Origin of the sequence: Achromobacter sp. NPDC008082, assembly GCF_042957345.1 — a bacterium.
Lineage (GTDB): Bacteria > Pseudomonadota > Gammaproteobacteria > Burkholderiales > Burkholderiaceae_B > Achromobacter > Achromobacter kerstersii_A.
Genome location: NZ_JBIBIB010000004.1, coordinates 23379 through 40147, shown reverse-complemented (window position 1 = coordinate 40147; position 16769 = coordinate 23379). Strand labels below are relative to the sequence as shown.

At 60.5% G+C, this 16769-nt stretch carries 13 protein-coding genes; 8 read left to right on the top strand and 5 right to left on the bottom strand.

Features of this window, described 5'->3' with window-relative positions:
- Nucleotides 1-11: 11 nt before the first annotated feature.
- From ACFZAI_RS16390 to ACFZAI_RS16380, 3 genes are read right to left on the bottom strand one after another with little or no spacing between them, the layout of a single operon-like run.
- Nucleotides 12-932, bottom strand: coding sequence for an ABC transporter permease (locus tag ACFZAI_RS16390; protein ID WP_391567903.1), 921 nt, complete (start codon nt 930-932; stop codon nt 12-14).
- Nucleotides 929-1903, bottom strand: a complete 975-nt coding sequence (locus ACFZAI_RS16385; protein ID WP_054420888.1) for an ABC transporter permease — start codon at nt 1901-1903, stop codon at nt 929-931. Before ACFZAI_RS16385 ends, ACFZAI_RS16390 begins: the two co-directional genes overlap by 4 nt.
- Nucleotides 1904-1925: 22 nt before the next feature.
- Complete coding sequence (locus ACFZAI_RS16380; RefSeq protein ID WP_391567902.1) at nt 1926-3512, bottom strand: ABC transporter substrate-binding protein; 1587 nt, start codon at nt 3510-3512, stop codon at nt 1926-1928.
- Nucleotides 3513-3627: 115 nt separating this feature from the next.
- Here ACFZAI_RS16380 and mnmE point away from each other — a divergent pair, with 115 nt between their 5' ends.
- Nucleotides 3628-4980, top strand: coding sequence for a tRNA uridine-5-carboxymethylaminomethyl(34) synthesis GTPase MnmE (mnmE, locus tag ACFZAI_RS16375; RefSeq protein ID WP_391567901.1), 1353 nt, complete (start codon nt 3628-3630; stop codon nt 4978-4980).
- 242 nt (nt 4981-5222) lie between these two features.
- Here the strand turns inward: mnmE and ACFZAI_RS16370 are convergent, their stop codons facing one another.
- The gene (locus tag ACFZAI_RS16370; protein WP_391567900.1) at nt 5223-6617 is read right to left on the bottom strand and encodes a ClcB-like voltage-gated chloride channel protein; all 1395 of its coding nucleotides are present in this window, start codon (nt 6615-6617) and stop codon (nt 5223-5225) included.
- Nucleotides 6618-7106: 489 nt separating this feature from the next.
- On the opposite strand from ACFZAI_RS16370, the gene ACFZAI_RS16365 reads away from it, so the two are divergent.
- The 5 genes from ACFZAI_RS16365 (at nt 7107) to ACFZAI_RS16345 (ending at nt 12475) form a co-directional block, all read left to right on the top strand.
- Nucleotides 7107-7784 (top strand): response regulator, encoded by a 678-nt coding sequence (locus ACFZAI_RS16365; RefSeq protein ID WP_175170434.1) that lies wholly within the window; start codon nt 7107-7109, stop codon nt 7782-7784.
- On the top strand, nt 7774-9258 hold the full coding sequence (locus ACFZAI_RS16360; RefSeq protein WP_391567899.1) for a sensor histidine kinase: 1485 nt from the start codon (nt 7774-7776) through the stop codon (nt 9256-9258). Before ACFZAI_RS16365 ends, ACFZAI_RS16360 begins: the two co-directional genes overlap by 11 nt.
- Before the next feature lie 114 nt (nt 9259-9372).
- Entirely contained in the window at nt 9373-10371 is a 999-nt protein-coding gene (locus ACFZAI_RS16355; protein ID WP_391567898.1) for a Bug family tripartite tricarboxylate transporter substrate binding protein, read from the top strand.
- Between the two features lie 143 nt (nt 10372-10514).
- The gene (locus ACFZAI_RS16350; protein ID WP_391567896.1) at nt 10515-10952 is read left to right on the top strand and encodes a tripartite tricarboxylate transporter TctB family protein; all 438 of its coding nucleotides are present in this window, start codon (nt 10515-10517) and stop codon (nt 10950-10952) included.
- Nucleotides 10949-12475, top strand: coding sequence for a tripartite tricarboxylate transporter permease (locus ACFZAI_RS16345; RefSeq protein ID WP_391567895.1), 1527 nt, complete (start codon nt 10949-10951; stop codon nt 12473-12475). Before ACFZAI_RS16350 ends, ACFZAI_RS16345 begins: the two co-directional genes overlap by 4 nt.
- Nucleotides 12476-12595: 120 nt before the next feature.
- Here the strand turns inward: ACFZAI_RS16345 and ACFZAI_RS16340 are convergent, their stop codons facing one another.
- A complete protein-coding gene (locus ACFZAI_RS16340; protein WP_391567894.1) occupies nt 12596-13762 on the bottom strand; it encodes a pyridoxal phosphate-dependent aminotransferase in 1167 nt (388 codons plus the stop codon).
- A gap of 114 nt (nt 13763-13876) precedes the next feature.
- Here ACFZAI_RS16340 and ACFZAI_RS16335 point away from each other — a divergent pair, with 114 nt between their 5' ends.
- Complete coding sequence (locus ACFZAI_RS16335; RefSeq protein WP_391568526.1) at nt 13877-14911, top strand: AbrB family transcriptional regulator; 1035 nt, start codon at nt 13877-13879, stop codon at nt 14909-14911.
- A gap of 235 nt (nt 14912-15146) precedes the next feature.
- Nucleotides 15147-15353: a cold-shock protein gene (locus ACFZAI_RS16330; protein WP_006216596.1), complete on the top strand. Its 207-nt coding sequence runs from the start codon at nt 15147-15149 to the stop codon at nt 15351-15353.
- Nucleotides 15354-16769 lie beyond the last annotated feature (1416 nt).

Genomic DNA, 16769 nt, shown 5'->3' with positions numbered 1-16769 from the left:
CGCGTCCGCCTTCAATTCGCGTGGCGCGGGTTAAGCACATCACGCAGGTGGTCGCCCACCAGGTTGATGGCGATGATGGCAAGCGCCAACGCAATGCCGGGGAAGAACGAGATCCAGTATTGGCCCGACAGCAGGTACTCGAAGCCGTTATAGATCAGCATGCCCAGCGATGGCTCGGTGACTGGCACGCCCACCCCCAGGAACGACAACGTGGCTTCCAGCGCGATGGCATGCGCCAGATCGATCGTGGCGATCACGATAAGCGGCGGCATACAGTTGGGCAGCACATGGCGAAACAGCACGCGCCCCCACGACAAAGACATACAGCGCGCGGCCTCCACATATTCCTTGCCGCGCTCCACCAGCGCCGCGCCGCGCGCCGCACGAGCAAAGTACGCCCATTGCACGACGATGAGCGCGATGATCACCTTATCCACACCCTTGCCCAAAATCGCCAGCAGCATCAGCGCCACGAGAATTGCCGGAAACGACAACTGGATATCCACAACCCGCATCAGCAGCGCATCAACGCGGCCGCCGAAGTAGGCCGCGATCAGCCCGACGGTGGCGCCAATGCCAAATGCCGCCAGCACCGACACGGTGGCGACCAGCAGGCTGGTGCGCATGCCATACAGAATGGCTGACAGCAGATCGCGCGCCTGCCCATCGGTGCCAAGCCAGTAATGCATGGACCCATCACCGCTTTCACTGCCCGGTTTGAGCTTGGAATCCATGATGTCCAGCGACGCCAGGTCATACGGATTCTGCGGCGCGATCCACGGCGCCAGCAGCGCGGCGCCCACAATCACCACCAGCATCACCAGGCCGAGCGTGGCGAGCTTGCTGGCGAAGAAGTCCGACACAAAGCGCCGCCAAGGCGTCTGTTCCTTTTTCGCGGCGACGGGCGCGGCGGTGGTGGCGGGGCTTGTCATCGGCGGCTATCCAAACGTACGCGGGGGTCCAGCACCGTGTAGATGATGTCCACCACCAGATTCAACATGACCAGGAAGAACACGATCAAGAGCAGATACGCCACCACCACCGGACGATCCAGGTTGATGATGGAATCGATCAGCAGCTTGCCCATGCCCGGCCACGAAAACACCGTCTCGGTCACGACGGCAAACGCCATCACCTGGCCAAATTCCAGCCCGGCAACCGTCACCACCGGGATCAAGATGTTCTTCAACAAATGCACACCCAGCACGCGCTTTTCCGACAGCCCCTTGGCGCGCGCGAACTTGATGTAGTCCATGGGCAGCGCTTCGCGCGTGGCGGCGCGCGTCACGCGGATGATCATCGCGCACTTGGCGAACGCAATGGTTGCGGCGGGCAATGCCAGGCTCAACCAGCCGTTGAGCGTCAGCACGCTGAGCTCAAGCGATCCGATATGCACGGTCTTGCCGCGCCCGCCTGCCGGCACCCAGCCAAGCATCACAGCGAACACCATGATCAGCATCAGGCCGACCCAGAAGTTGGGCAGCGAAAACCCCAGCACGGACCCCGTCATGATGGCGCGTGAGCCGGGCGCTTGCGGCTTCAAGCCTGCCAGGATGCCAAGCGGCACGCCGATGAGCACCGACAGCAGCATGGCCACACAGGCCAGCTCGACGGTGGCCGGCATGCGCTCCAGGATCAGATGCATGGCGGGCTCGCCCGTCAGGAAGCTGTTGCCGAAATCGCCCCGCACCGCCTGGCCCATGAAGATCAGGTACTGCCGCCACAGCGGCAAGTCCAGACCCAACGATGCGCTGATGGCGGCGCGTTGCGCTTCGGTGGCTTCGGGGCTGGCCAGCATCGATACCGGGTCGCCCACCATGTAAATCCCTGCAAAAACCAACGCCGACATGACGAGCATGACGACGATGGTTTGCAGCAGTCTTCTTACGATTGTTGCCAGCACTGGAGACCGCCTGTGTCGCGCATTACTTCTTCAGCGTTGCAAACTGCGCAAGCGTGACCTGGTCGGGGCGGCCCTGGTAGCGGATGTCGCCCTTCATGGCCCAAACCGACAGTTCGAAGTGCACCGGCAACATGGCGAAGTCATCCATGGCGATGTTGCTGGCCTTGGACAGCAGCTCGGCGCGCTTGGCGTCATCCATCGTGGAAGACGCTTCCTTCACCAATTCGTCCATCTTCGGGTTGGAATAACGGCTGCGGTTGGTGGTGCCCAAGCCCGCTTCCGGATTACGCGTCACCAGCAAGGACGTCAGCGCGTTGGACATCTCGCCGCTGGTCACGGACCAGCCCGCCAGATAGGCCGAAAACGCGTAGCTGTCGCGGTTCTTGAAAAACACCGGGGGCGCCATCGCGTCCACGCTGGTCTTCACGCCGATGCGCGTCCACATCGATGCGATGGCCTGCGCCACCTTCGAATCGTTCACGTAGCGGCCCGACGGCGAACCCAGCGTGATCGAGAAGCCATTGGGGTAACCGGCTTCCTTCAACAGCGCCTTCGCCTTTTCCACATCGGCCTTGGGCGCCTTGGAATGCTCTTTGCTGGAACCGAACATGGGGTAGGGCAGCAGGTTGCCGGCCGGCAGCGCCACGCCACCCATCACGCGTTCCACCAGCGCATCGCGGTTGATGGCCAGGGACAGCGCTTCACGCACGCGCTTGTCCTTCATCGGATTCTTGTCGGTGCCTTGTATGCCCGGCGACGGTTCGGCGTACTGATCCAGCGCCACGTACACGACACGTACCGACGGCGTTTCTTCAACGAAGAGCTTTTTGTCGCCCTTCAGCTTGGGCAGGTCATCGGTGGGGGGATCTTCGATCATGTCGACGTCACCGGCCAACAGCGCGGCCACGCGCGCGGCGGCATTGCTGATGGGACGATAGACCACGCGGTCCCACTCGGGCTTCTTGCCCCAGTAATTATCATTGCGCGCCAATACGAATTCGGCACCGCGCTTCCAGGACACGAATTTGTACGGGCCCGTGCCGATCAAGCCGTCACCGCTATTCAATTCAGTCGTGGTCTTGCCTTCGGCAGCTGGCCCGGAAGCAGCCTTCTTCGACATGATGGGCAGTTGCGCCAGATTCACCAGCAGGTTCGGCGCGACTTCCTTGGTGGTGATGCGCACGGTCATGGGATCGACCGCTTCGGTCTTCGCCACCGAGCCGAGATAAAGCGTGAAGGGCGAGGGGCTGTTGGGCACCTTGGGCACGCGGTCGTACGTGAACACCACGTCTTCCGAAGTGAACGGTGTGCCGTCCGAGAACTTCACGTTCGGACGCAGCTTGAACGTCCAGACTTTGCCGTCCACCGTCCAAGATTCCGCCAGCGCCGCTTGCGGCTTCAATTGGGCGTCGGTTGCGACGAGCGTGTCGAATATGGTTTGGGAGATCTGCGTATTCGGCGTCAACGCGTGGTATTGCGGGTCCATCGATGAGGGCTCGGTCTTCAAGGCGATCACCAGATCGCGAGCCATTGCGGAACTGAATGTGCCAAAGGCCAACATCACCGCGGCGGAGCCGCAGGCCAAGACACGCGAAAACCGAGATGCCATCGTGATCTCCCTGAGTTGTTTCGGGTTTTGAACCTCGGGGCCACATTAACCAGCAAACAAGGGGCCGCGCAACAGTTATATTCCCCTATTGTTCTCGCATCCCCCACGCTCAGATATGTCCGCTTACGCCCCCATTGCCGCTATTGCCACCGCCCCCGGAAGAGGCGGCATCGGCGTCGTGCGCGTTTCTGGTGCGGACCTGTCCGAATTGGTGCGGCGCATCTTTCAGCGCGAACTCACGCCGCGCCACGCGCACTATCTGCCGTTCAAATCGGTAGACGGTGAACTGCTTGATGAAGGCATCGCGCTCTACTTCCGCGCGCCGCATTCCTATACCGGCGAAGACGTGCTGGAACTGCAAGGCCACGGCGGCCCGGCCGTGCTGCGCCGCGTGCTGGAAAGCTGTCTGGCCGCTGGCCGCGACCTGGGCGTGCGCCTGGCCGAACCCGGCGAATTCACCCGCCGCGCCTTTCTGAACGACCGCATGGATCTGGCGCAAGCCGAAGCCGTGGCCGACCTGATCGACGCGTCATCGGTGGCCGCCGCGCGCGGCGCGATGGCGTCGCTGTCGGGCGAATTCTCTGCCCGCGTCAATGATTTATCCGACCGCATCATTCACCTGCGCATGCTGGTGGAAGCGACGTTGGATTTCCCCGAAGAAGAAATCGACTTTCTTGAGAAATACCAGGCCCGCCCCACGCTGGATGCGCTGACGTCGGACCTGTCCAAACTGATCGCACAAGCGCGCCAAGGCGTGATCTTGCGCGAAGGCTTGCACGTAGTGCTGGCCGGCCAGCCCAACGTGGGCAAATCCAGCTTGCTTAACGCATTGGCGGGCGACGATATCGCCATCGTCACCCCGATTGCGGGCACGACGCGCGACAAAGTGGTGCAAGAAATTCATATCGACGGCGTGCCATTGCACATTGTGGACACGGCCGGACTGCGCGAAACCGAAGACACCGTCGAGAGCATCGGCATTGCCCGCACCTGGCAAGAAATCGAACGCGCTGACGTTATTTTGCATCTGCAAGACGCGACCCAACCCGGCGACGAACTGGACGCCCAGATCACGGCACGCCTGCCTCCCCGCACGCCGGTACTGAAAGTTTTCAACAAAGTGGACCTGTTATCCACAGGCTTTACCGCCGGCGCGGGTGAATTGGGCATTTCCGCCAAGCGCGGCATCGGCCTGGATGCCTTGCGCGCCGAACTGCTGAACATAGCCGGCTGGAACCCCGGCGCGGAATCGCCCTGGCTTGCGCGCGAACGCCATCTGCACGCCTTGCAACAGGCGGCGGAACATCTGGAACTGGCGGGCCAACACGCGGAACAAGACGACCGCGTGCTGGATCTGTTTGCAGAAGAGCTGCGCCTGGCGCACGACAGCTTGTCGAGCATCACCGGCAAGTTCACCAGCGACGATCTGCTGGGCGAGATTTTTTCCAGCTTCTGTATCGGGAAGTAGGCTGAATACCAACGGGTTTTATCAAGGTCTAGAGAAACCCTTGGAATGCGCCGAAGATATTGGACGACATCACATCGTCATGCAAGAACGGCTGCGCCAAGGCGATAAACTGAAAAATATGATTAAAGGCTCATATTTTTCATTCGCTCTTGAAGCCCCTTTTTTTCGGCTGTAATTTTCGGCGCTACCTCTCGACGTCAATGCTCGGCGACAATTCTCGATGTGACTGTGACTTCTCGACGTCACCTCTCGCCGTCGCTTCTCGTCGCGACTTTCGCCACCGCACGCTCTGCGCGCTCGTTGTTCGCCAGTGATTTCGCATACACCGATTCCGGGCGTATGCGATGCGCAATCACGTATCCCGTAATGCAGGCCAGCATCAGCGGCAGCATCACTTCATAGCTCAGCGTCATCTCGAAAATCATCAGCGTCGACATCAGCGGCGCGTACGTGGTGGCGGCCAGCAGCGCCCCCATGCCGACGACGGCATAGCTGGAAATTGCCGACACATCCCCCGCCGGCAACACCGCTTGCAAGCCGTTTGCATACAGCGCACCCAAGGCCGCGCCCACAAACAGCGTCGGCGTGAACACGCCGCCCACCGCGCCGGACCCAACGCTGGCGCCCGTGGCCACAATCTTCATCAGCAAGATGGCAGCCACCGCCTGCCATGCCCATTGCGTATGCAGCATGCTGTTGACCACGCTATAGCCGTTGCCCCACACCTCGGGGTTGATGACCGACAAGGCGCCCACCACCAGCCCGCCCAACGCCATCCGCAGCCAAAGCGGGAAAGGCAGCCGTGAAAATGTGGCGCGCGACGCGTCCAGGAATCGCAGGAACTGGGGCGCGACCAGGCCGGCGGCGACACCCAGCCCCAGGTAGTTGATGACTTCCCATCCCGACACAAATTCAAAGTGCGGCATATGGAAGACCGCGTCGTAGTGCAGGATTTGGCGCGTGACGATGTTGGCCACCACCGATGACACCACTAGCGGCACCAGCGTGGCGGACGAAATCACGCCAAAAACGATCTCGGAAATGAACAAGGCGCCCGCAATCGGCGCGTTATAGGCGGACGTGATGCCCGCCGTGGCCCCGCAGGCGACCAATAAGCGCAGATGGCGGGGCGGAAGCAGCAGGAATCGGCCCGTCAACGATGAAAACATGGCCGCCAGCTGGACCATCGGGCCTTCCCGGCCGATCGACGCGCCTGAGCCGATCGAAAAAATGGACGACAAGCTGCGCGCGAGCGTCTGGCGCAGGCCAATGACGCCGCGGCCGATTGAAATGGCTTCCATATAGTCGGCCGCGCCCCGCTTTGGCAGCCATCGGGCGGCCATTTGCAGGATGAGGCCAGCGACTGCGCCCCCCACGGCAGGCATCAGGAACCGTTGCCAGGGGTCCAGCCCGCGCGCCAAAGACACCATGCCGCGCGGCACATCTTCCCCGCCCAGCAACATTTGCGTCCACCCCAGCAGTTCGCGAAACACCACGGTAGCCAGGGCGCCGAATAGCCCCATCAGCGCCGCCGCGCACAAGGTGGCGGGCAGATTGTCGGCCACCAAACGGGCTCTTAAGCCGTGAACCACGCTGAGTTTCGCGCGGGATTTCCTGAATCTTTTTTCGGTAGCCATGGCCGGATTTTACGGCGGAAGCTGCTCACTTTTTGTTCAGTCCCCTGTCAAGAAAGGGCATGGGTACCCCCTCGAATGACCGATTTCCCAAGGGCCTCTGAGGGCGTTTTTGACCCCCTGCAAGGGCGAAAAACCGGGTAGGCAAGGGGCTGTTTTTCGGGGTAAAAGTGCCGCTTTCCACCCCATTTCCCATGGCCGCCCCTGTGGATAACTCCTAAGTAGCCAGGTTGTGCACATTGTGTGGAGGCAAGTTGAACAAGCCGGGCTTTTTGAGGGGGTCCGAAATGTTGTCCAACTTCAACTTTTTTCCCACACAGAGTTCTTGCACAGGCAAAAACGGCTGCAAGCTGATGAAAAGAATGAGGTTTTCAAAGTTAAGGTAGTTATCCACAGGCCTTATTAATCATTAGTCTTTATATAAAGAGAAATAAAGGAAAAGCCAAACATGCTTTCCCATTCCGCCCAGCCACTCCCCCCCGGACTCCGTCCATGCGCATCCTCCTGATAGAAGACGAAGCCGAACTTGCTCGCTGGCTTTCCAGAAGCCTGGCCAGACATGCGGGCTTTGTTGTCGAATGGGCTGACGACGGATTGGTCGCCGAAAGAAGGTTGGCAATCGAAGAATTCGACGCAGTCATCCTCGATTTGGGACTTCCGGGCATGGATGGCCATGCTTTGCTGGCAAAAATTCGCGCGCGAGACGACCGTACGCCGGTGTTGGTCTTGACCGCGCGCGATTCCTTGGCCGAAAAAATCGGAACCTTGCACCTCGGTGCAGACGATTTCCTGCCAAAACCTTTTGTTGTGGAAGAGTTGGAAGCGCGTTTAATCGCACTGATTCGGCGCAGCCGTGGACGCGAACATCCGCGTTTGGCTCTGGGAAACCTGGTTTTTGAGACATCAGCGCAAAAATTCACGGTCTCGGGACAGACTTTGCAGTTATCCCCACGTGAACACGCGGTGCTTCGCGTGCTGATTCAAAAAAGTGGCGAACCGATCAACAAGCAGCAGATCCTTGACCGCATCCTCACGGACGATGCGGACATCAACCTGGAAGCCATCGAGGTGCTGGTGCACCGGTTGCGAAAAAAATTGGCCGATTCCGATGTGCAGATCGTGACCATGCGAGGCATGGGCTACTGCCTGGAGACCCTTGTTGACAACTAGAAATCCGGAAAAAACCGGTTTTTTCGCGCCAAAAAAACGCAATCGCACACTGAAAACGCAGTTGCTCTGGTGGCTGATTCCGACGTTGGTCTTCGTGATGATGGGCGCCTTGTGGCTGTCGAATCATCAACTGCGCAACCAGGTCGACATTGCCTACGACCGTTCCCTTTCCGGAGCGCTACGCGCGATCGACCACAACATATCCACAGCCAGCGGTGGATTAGCCATGGAACAGCCCTACCTGATGCTGGAATTTTTCGAGCTGACGGCCAATGGCAGCGTGTTCTACCGGGTCGCCACCGAGGACGGGCTGGCGGAAATCGGGCATCCAGACCTGCCCATGCCCGACCAACCCCTGGTATCTGGCGAACCGCGTTTTTTTTACGCGACGTATCAGGGGACGCCCGTCAGGGTTGCGGCGCTGGCGCGGCCGATGGACCCGCCGCTGTACGCGAACAAAGGGGGACGGGTTATCGTCCAGGTCGCCGAGGGGCTGGAAAGCCGCCAGGCGTTCTTGCATCAGGTGCTGCTGCGCTCGGTTGAGCGGGACCTGGCCGTGATCCTGATCAGCGTTTTGGTAATCGTCCTGGGGGTTTTTATGGCCTTGCGCCCCCTTGTCAGGCTTCGGCAAGAGGTAGAAGGGCGTTCTGGAGACGATTTAAGCCCCGTCAGCGCGTCCGAGATGCCAGGGGAGGTCCTGCCCTTGGTTGCGGCCGTAAACCTCCACATGGCCCGTTTTGCGGCTCAGGCGAGGGTGCAGAGTCAATTCCTGGATGACGCCTCGCACCAATTGCGCACGCCGTTATCCGTGTTGCGGACCCAAACCGCCTACGCCTTGCGCGAAACAGACCCTCAGGAGGTCCGTACAGCCCTTCTGGCGATGCAAGAGGGGTTGGACAGGGCCGTACGCACCACCAACCAAATGCTCGCGCTGGCGCGCGCTAAGGACGCTTCCGTGGCCGAAGGCGGTTTCACCCCGGAACCGATGGACCTGGTCGAACTGGCCGATGGCGTGATCCGCAGCCTGCTTCCGGCGGCTCGCGCCCGGCAACTGGACATTGGCCTGGAGGCCCATCTGCGCCCCATTCGGGTGAGCGGGGCCGAATGGCTGCTACGCGAAGCGGTCACTAACCTGGTCGACAACGCCATCCGCTACGCCTCGCCGGGCGGCGAGGTGACGGTAACCGTCCAGGCCGAACCGGGGCTTGCCCGCCTGATGGTCGAAGACGACGGCCCTGGCATGTCCGCCGAAGATATCGCCCGCGCCTGCGTCCGTTTTCGCCGGGGAGCCGCCGGCAAGAACAAGACGGGGGCCGGGCTGGGCCTGGCCATTGTGGGCACCATCGCCGGAATACTGGGCGCAAGACTGGTGCTGGAGAACCGGGTTCCGCAGCCGGGATTGCGGGCGGCGTTGGTGTTTTCCCTGGAACCGGCGCCGGATGCTGCGCCGCGTCACGAAAACGGCCGTTTTTGAAAGGTATTGGAAAGCTTCGGTTTTGTACGGTAGCGTCCGCTGGGCCCGATCTGGCATCACCGCAGTTCGGCGCATCCAGCCATACCAAGACCTATAAAACACGGAGACGCAAGAATGCAGACCAGCCTGAAGCTGCGCCTGGCCGCCTTGGCGGCGCTTGGCGCGATGACCTTGTCCCTGGGCGCGGCCCAGGCCGCCGACGAGCCGCGCCGCCCCGAGTGCATCGCCCCCGCGCAGCCGGGCGGCGGTTTCGACTTGACCTGCCGTCTGGCCACTGAAGGCCTGAAGCAGAGCGGGGCGTTGAAGAGCACGATGCGCATCGTCTACATGCCTGGCGGCATCGGCGCCGTGGCCTACAACAACATCGTGGCGCAGCACCCGAACGAACCCGGCACCATCGTCGCGTTCTCGGGCGGTTCGCTGCTCAATCTGGCCCAGGGCAAGTTCGGCAAGTACAACGTTGACGACGTGCGCTGGCTAGCCGCGATCGGCACCGATTACGGCGTGGCGGTCGTGCGCAATGATTCCCCGTACACCGATCTGAAGAGCCTGATGGACGCCTTCAAGCAGGACCCCACCAAGATCGTGCTGGGTGCGGGCGGCACTGTAGGCAGCCAGGACTGGATGAAGGCCGCGCTGACCGCCAAGGCCGCGGGCGTGGATTTCAAGAAAATGCGTTTCGTGGCGTTTGAAGGCGGCGGCGAAGCCGTGACCGCGCTGCGCGGCGGCCATATCCAGGCCTACATGGGCGACGCGGCTGAAGCCTTCACCATGCTGGAAGGGGGCGCCCCCATCCGCGTGCTGGCCGTCTTCAACGACCAGCGTCTGCCGGGCAAGCTGGGCACGGTGCCCACGGCCAAGGAGCAGGGCTACGACATCGTCTGGCCCATCATCCGCGGCTTCTACGTGGGGCCGAAGGTGTCAGACAACGACTACCAATTCTGGGTCAAGGCCTTCAACCAGGCCACGGCGTCGCCCGAATTCGACAAGCTGCGCCAGCAACAAGGCCTGTTCCCGTTCAACAAGACGGGGCCTGACCTGGACGCCTACGTGAAGAACCAGGTCAAGGTCTACGCGGAGCTGGCTGACTCGTTTGGCTTGATCAAGAAGTAAGCCCGAAGCGGCTGACCGAAAAGGGGCTGACCGAAAGGCCGCTTCACCCCCCCCCATCCGATCGCGCATCCGCGCCGCCCACGTCTTGGGCGGCGTTGGGGGCGGCTGCGCCGCGCGATCCCCACAACAACGGAAAGTGGATCATGAACGATCGAATCCTGGGCATCGGCGCGTTGGCGCTGGCGGCCTTCATGACAGCAGCGGGGTGGGGCATTGAAGCGCCCTTCGCGTACGAACCGGTCGGCCCGCGCGCCTTCCCCTTGCTGCTGGCCGGCATCATCGGCCTGTGCGGCTTGTGGCTGGTCTACAAGGGCGGCCACGCCGTCGAGGCCAACCCGCCCGGCGCCAACGGCCGAATCGCGCTGATGATGGCGTTCACCGTGGGCTACGCCTTCCTGTTCCAGTGGCTGGGCTTTGTCGTTGCGACTTCGTTGATGACGGTGTTTGTCGGCCGCTTGTTCGGAGGCGGCTGGGTCAAGTGCGCCATTGGCGGCGTCGTCATGAGCCTTTTCTTTTTCGTGTTGTTCGACAAGGTGCTGGACGTGGTCCTGCCCGGCGGACTGCTGGAGACCCTGATATGAGCGGCATTCTTGATCATCTGGCGATTGGCTTTGGCGTCGCCTTTTCGCTGACCAACATTCTGGTGGCCATGATCGGCTCGTTCATCGGCACAATGGTCGGCGTGTTGCCCGGCCTGGGGCCGGTGAACGGCGTGGCGATGTTGATTCCGATCGCATTCGCGATGAACTTGCCGCCTGAAACCGCGCTGATCCTGCTGGCGGCGGTGTACGTGGGCGCCGAGTACGGCGGCCGCATCACGGCCATTTTGCTGAACGTGCCGGGCGAGGCCAGCGCCATCATGACGACGCTGGATGGCTATCCGCTGGCGCGCCAGGGCTTGGCCAATGTGGCGTTGTCGCTGTCGGCGTGGTCCGCGTTTTTTGGTGCGATCGTGTCGGTGGTGGGCATCATTCTGCTTGCGCCGATGTTGGCGAAGTGGGCGCTGGCGTTTGGGCCTGCCGAGTACTTCGTGCTGATGATTTTCGCGTTCTGCTGCTTGACGAGTTTGCTGGGCAAGCAGCCGGTCAAAGGCGTGTTGGCGGCCATGATCGGATTGTCGATTTCGGTGGTCGGTGTGGACGCGAATTCCGGCGTATACCGCTATACCTTCGAGTCCGTGCATCTGGCCGACGGTATCGATTTCGTCGTTGTCGTGATTGCGCTGTTTGCCGTCAGCGAGATGCTCGAGATGCTCGAAAAAGTGATGGCCGGCCACAGTGTCGAAGTCAAACCCAGCGGCCGCAAACTCTTCAATTTGAAAGAGCTGGCGTTTACCTGGTGGAGCGTGGTGCGCAGCGCCTTGGTGGGCTTTGGCGTGGGCGTGTTGCCGGGGGCGGGCGCGAGCGTGGCGGCCGCCGTCGCGTACTCGCAGGAAAAGCGCATCATCGAAGCGAAAGACCCCGAGGCCAAATTCGGCAAGGGGGATATGCGCGGCCTGGTGGCGCCCGAGGCCGCGGCTACGGCATCGGCGATTGGCTCGTTCGTCCCCATGCTGACGCTCGGCGTGCCCGGTTCCGGCACGACGGCCGTCATGATGGGCGCGCTGACGCTCTACAACATCACGCCGGGTCCGGTGCTGTTTGAATCCAAGCCCGAACTGGTGTGGGGCTTGATCGCGTCGCTGTTCGTCGCCAACGTGCTGCTGTTCATCATGAACGTGCCGCTGGTGCGCTTCTTCTCGAAGGTGTTGTCGGTGCCGGGCTGGCTGATGGTGCCAGGCATTCTGTGCATCAGCTACATCGGCGTGTACGCCATCAACGCCGGCACGTTTGATCTGTTGCTGGTGGCGGGCATCGGCGCGTTGGGCTACTTCCTGCGCAAGTTCGGCGTGCCGATGGCGCCGCTGGTGCTGGGCGTGGTGTTGGGCAACATGATGGAGCAGAACCTGCGCCGCGCCTTGTCGATGACGGATGGCGACGTGGGCGTGCTGTTTGCAAGTCCTGTATCGATGGGCTTGTGGGCCGCCGCAGCGGCGGTGGTGGTGGTGCCGCAGGTGTTGCGTCGGATTCGCAAGTCCAGGAAGCTTGCGGCGGGCGCGGTGTGATGGCGCGGTTTGATGGTGTGTAGCCAGGTGGAAAAAGATAAGGGGCGCTTGCGGCGCCCCTTATTCAATTACGTGCTTCATTCACAAATATGAGCATTTACTCATATTCGTATTTTGGACTTACACCTGCGCCAGTCGTTCCAGCGCCGCGTCCAGCGTTGCGTCTTTCTTTGCGAAGCAGAAGCGAACGATCTTATGGTTGGATTCCGCCGCATCAGGATGGCGATAAAACGCCGAAACGGGAATCACCGTCACGCCATGGTTCACCGTCAGGTCGCGTGCGAAGTCGGCTTCGTTCTGCTTGGAAATCTGGCTGTAGTCGGCCAGCAGGAAGAAGGTGCCGGGGCTGGGCAGCGGGCGAAAGCGCGTCTTGGCCAGGCCCTGCGACAGGCGGTCGCGCTTGGCCTGGTAGAAGTTGGGCAAGTCCAGATAGGGCTTGGGGTCGCGCATGAATTCGGCCAAGGCGAATTGCATGGGCGAGGGCACCGTGAACACCATGAACTGGTGCACCTTGCGCAGCTCGGCGCTCAACTGGCGCGGTGCGCAGCAATAGCCGATCTTCCAGCCGGTCGTGTGGTACGTCTTGCCAAACGACGAAATGACAAAAGCATGTTCGGCCAGCAGCGGGCGCCGCGCAACGCTTGCGTGAGGCTTGCCGTCAAACACGATGTGTTCGTACACCTCGTCCGACACCAGCAGCACGCCGGTATCGCGCACGATGGCTTCCAGCGCGTCCAGATCGCTGTCGTCCAGCACGGCCCCGGTGGGGTTGTGCGGGAAGTTCAGCATCAACAGGCGCGTTTTGGACGTAATGGCGTCACGCACGCGCTGCCAGTCGATGCGGTAGTAGGGGTCGGCTTCGGTGGGGGCGCGCAACGGCACCGGCACCGCTGTGCCGCCCGCCAGGCGAATGGCCGGCAGGTAAGAGTCGTAGCAAGGTTCGATGACGACCACTTCGTCGCCACTGTTGACGGCGGCCAGCACGGTGGCCATCAGCGCTTCGGTAGCGCCGCTGGTGACGGTGATCTCGGTTTCCGGGTCGTAGGCGTGGCCATAGAGTTCGCGCGTCTTGGCGGCGATGGCTTCGCGCAAGGGCGCAACGCCGGGCATGTACGGGTACTGGTTATGGCCGTTGGCCATGGCCTGGGTCACCAGTGCGCACAACGCGGGGTCGGGGTCAAAGTCAGGAAAGCCCTGGCCCAGGTTGATGGCCTTGTGTTCGATGGCCAGGCGGCTCATCACGGTGAAGATGGTGGTGCCGACGTCGGGAAGTTTGGATCGGATCATGGTGGACGCGAAGGTGAACGCTGGTAGGCAGAGAAATTTTTCGTAAGTATCCCACTAACTCATAATTCGTTTTTCGTATTTGCTAAGCACGTGGAAGGGATCGTGGGTCAGAATATGTTGTTAAGAGTGCTGGGCGGTTTGACGATTGCGCTGGCCGGCGCGTTGTTTGCGGTATGGGCGCATCTGCCTTTGCCGTGGATGCTGGGAGCCTTGCTGGTGACCGCGGCGACGCGCATTGCGGGCTTGGGCACCGTCTGCCCGCGTCCGGCGCGCAATGGCGGGCAGTGGGTCATCGGAACGTCACTGGGGCTGTATTTCACGCCGCAGGTCATCGGCCATATCGGCACCAATGCCGGGCCCATCGTTGCGGGCATGTTGTTCGCGCTGGCGCTGGCGTTTTTGGGCACGGCCATGCTGCGCCGTTATACGGATGCGGACTTCAAGACCGCGTGGTTCGCGTCAGCCATTGGTGGCGCTAGTGAAATGGCCAGCCTGGCGGAACGCCACGGTGCGCGCATTGATCGTGTGGCGACGGCGCACAGCGTGCGCGTGTTGCTGGTGGTGGTGACGGTGCCGTTCATTTTTCAATGGTGGGGCGTGGCGGGGCTGGACCCGACGGTGCCTGGGCCGAAAACGGTGGATGACGCAGGTTTGGCCGCGCTGGTCGCGCTGACGTGCATGGGCGGCCTGATCTTCATGAAGCTTCGGTTGCCGAATCCGTGGGTGCTGGGGCCGATGCTAGTGGCGATGATTTTGACGGCCTCAGGCATCGAGCTGTCGGCCTTGCCGGACTTCGTGCCGAAGGTGGGGCAGCTCTTCATCGGCTGGTCGCTGGGCGATCGTTACCGCCCCGATTTCTTCCGCGCAGCGCCGCGATTTATTGCGGTGGTTGCGGCGTTCACGATCAGCGCTTTGGCGCTGGCGTTCGGCCTTGGGGCGCTGCTGTCGTACTGGTCGGCGGCGCCTGTCCCGACGCTGATTCTGGGCACCACACCGGGCGGCATTGCCGAGATGGCGATCACGGCCAAGGTGCTGCAATTGGGCGTGCCGGTAGTCACGGCATTCCACGTGACGCGGATGGTATTCGTGGTGATTGTGACCGGACCCATTTACGCTTTTCTGGCGCGCCGGCAGATGAATTCCGCCTAGCGGTACTTCAGTGCGAGTCTGAAAAAAGAGACATTGGGGTAAACAACAATATGAGCCAGTAATGCCGGATGAGTATGCTGATTCCGCAGTTGATTCAAGCAGCGCGCGGACTCGTTCTGTTGCTCGGCGACGAGCGGGAACGCAGCAGCAACGCAAGGTACTTCTACCGGTCGTTCAGTTCTCACGGCGTCCTTGATTCATTGCATGTCGACTTAATTACAGGACGCTAGAAAAAATGGCTCAGAAGGGCAAAGTTAAGTGGTTCAACGCTGACAAGGGTTACGGTTTCATTACCCCGGATGTGGGTGGAACCGACGTTTTCGCACACTTTTCCGCCATCCAGGGCCGCGGCTATCGCAGCCTGAACGAAGGTCAGGAAGTCGAATTCGAAGTTAAGGATGGTCCGAAAGGACCTCAAGCGGCCGAAATTCGCCCGCTCTAAATCGGGAAATCCCAATTTCCCGTCCGCCAGGTCCGACCTGGCTACAACGCCCCAAGACTTCCCAGTCTGGGGCGTTGTTTCATTTAAGACGCCACTTCGCGCGCGCCATCCCACTGTGAAATCCAGCCGTAGTTAGTGTTCACTAACTTATTCTCGACCCTTGGATAAGTCTGTGGATAATTATTTTTGGGCATCAAGATTTTTGTGCTCATAAATGAAGCAACGGCATTCCCTGGCCAGGGGTTTTGCACAGAAAAACAGGTTTTCGAAACGTGTTTTTTAACGCGGCGCAATGGCGCCTGCGCTCCCTGCCGTGTGCATGTTGCTCAACGTGAAACACGGCCTTTCCCTAGGGAAAACGGGTGTTTAGCGCGATTTTCCACAATGTTTTCAGTCTCGCCAGGCCCGGTAAGCGATGACTTTCTGGGTCACGCTACCGCCCGTTTTTTTAGTTTGCGGGGACGGTTGTTCACAAAGATATCCCCATCCCGGTTATGCACAGAATTTGTCGGCGGAAGACCGAAATGAAGGTGCGCAGCCTGTGGATAGAAATGGGGATAGCGATCGGTTTCTCATTCGAAGAAGCAAAGTTTCTGCCGATAAGCTGGCGAATGATGACCGGAGGATTACCGCTTTGAGACGTCCGAACGAACGTCGCAATTGAGATATGGAAAATGCGCTGTGAAAACCGACAAGCAGGTTTTCGACAGGGATTCACATGAAACTCTGCGCCTCCGCCAAATGGATGATGGCGGACTGGCAAGGCCTCAAGCAAGATAGTTGTGATGATTGGGGAAAGGCGGGATGGGGATAACTGCTGCAGATTGCGCGTCGCACGGGTGTGGATAATCCGCGAGTGGGAAATTTAGCCGCAATTTGACTAAGGCCTATTCCAAGAGTTCCCGCATGATTTTCGATGTCTTATTGGCAAGCCGGTTGCACCGTTGAATCCGTTAATTGGCTCGATAGCCGAATCTTATCCACAAAGTTTTCCACGGTTATTTTGGTGTCGAACCGGGGCCGTAAGAGGCGGCTTGTCACGGGTTATTCCTCGGCACTCAATAGGCACGAAAATCGCAATGTCCCTATGAAACGCGTTGGCGTTTTGTGCGAATTTTAGATTTTGGGGAATCAGGTTCGCGTGTGCCGAGCGCTGATTTCCCACTGTCTTTCCACGCGAAGATTTTCGAGTTATCCCCAAAGTTGTTCATCGTGAAAACAGGCTTTGCCCGGCGCACGCGCGCACGCATTCTGTTGATAACTCCAAAGCCGGTGATGGGGCGAAATTATCGAATTTTCGGCTGCAAAGAGATATCCACCGCTGCTTGTGAATGAGTTCTAAGTCTTCAGCGTAAAGAGAATGCGCCCCGACTTTGTCCGAACCTCCCTGCATTCTTAGAGATTTCTTCAGGCGTA

Bases quoted from the DNA above. Each gene is read 5' to 3' on its own strand.
- ACFZAI_RS16370 (WP_391567900.1), bottom strand. From the start codon at position 6,617: ATGGCTACCGAAAAAAGATTCAGGAAATCCCGCGCGAAACTCAGCGTG.
- ACFZAI_RS16355 (WP_391567898.1), top strand. From the start codon at position 9,373: ATGCAGACCAGCCTGAAGCTGCGCCTGGCCGCCTTGGCGGCGCTTGGC.
- mnmE (WP_391567901.1), top strand. From the start codon at position 3,628: ATGTCCGCTTACGCCCCCATTGCCGCTATTGCCACCGCCCCCGGAAGA.
- ACFZAI_RS16335 (WP_391568526.1), top strand. From the start codon at position 13,877: ATGTTGTTAAGAGTGCTGGGCGGTTTGACGATTGCGCTGGCCGGCGCG.
- ACFZAI_RS16380 (WP_391567902.1), bottom strand. From the start codon at position 3,512: ATGGCATCTCGGTTTTCGCGTGTCTTGGCCTGCGGCTCCGCCGCGGTG.
- ACFZAI_RS16390 (WP_391567903.1), bottom strand. From the start codon at position 932: ATGACAAGCCCCGCCACCACCGCCGCGCCCGTCGCCGCGAAAAAGGAA.
- ACFZAI_RS16340 (WP_391567894.1), bottom strand. From the start codon at position 13,762: ATGATCCGATCCAAACTTCCCGACGTCGGCACCACCATCTTCACCGTG.
- ACFZAI_RS16350 (WP_391567896.1), top strand. From the start codon at position 10,515: ATGAACGATCGAATCCTGGGCATCGGCGCGTTGGCGCTGGCGGCCTTC.
- ACFZAI_RS16365 (WP_175170434.1), top strand. From the start codon at position 7,107: ATGCGCATCCTCCTGATAGAAGACGAAGCCGAACTTGCTCGCTGGCTT.
- ACFZAI_RS16345 (WP_391567895.1), top strand. From the start codon at position 10,949: ATGAGCGGCATTCTTGATCATCTGGCGATTGGCTTTGGCGTCGCCTTT.
- ACFZAI_RS16330 (WP_006216596.1), top strand. From the start codon at position 15,147: ATGGCTCAGAAGGGCAAAGTTAAGTGGTTCAACGCTGACAAGGGTTAC.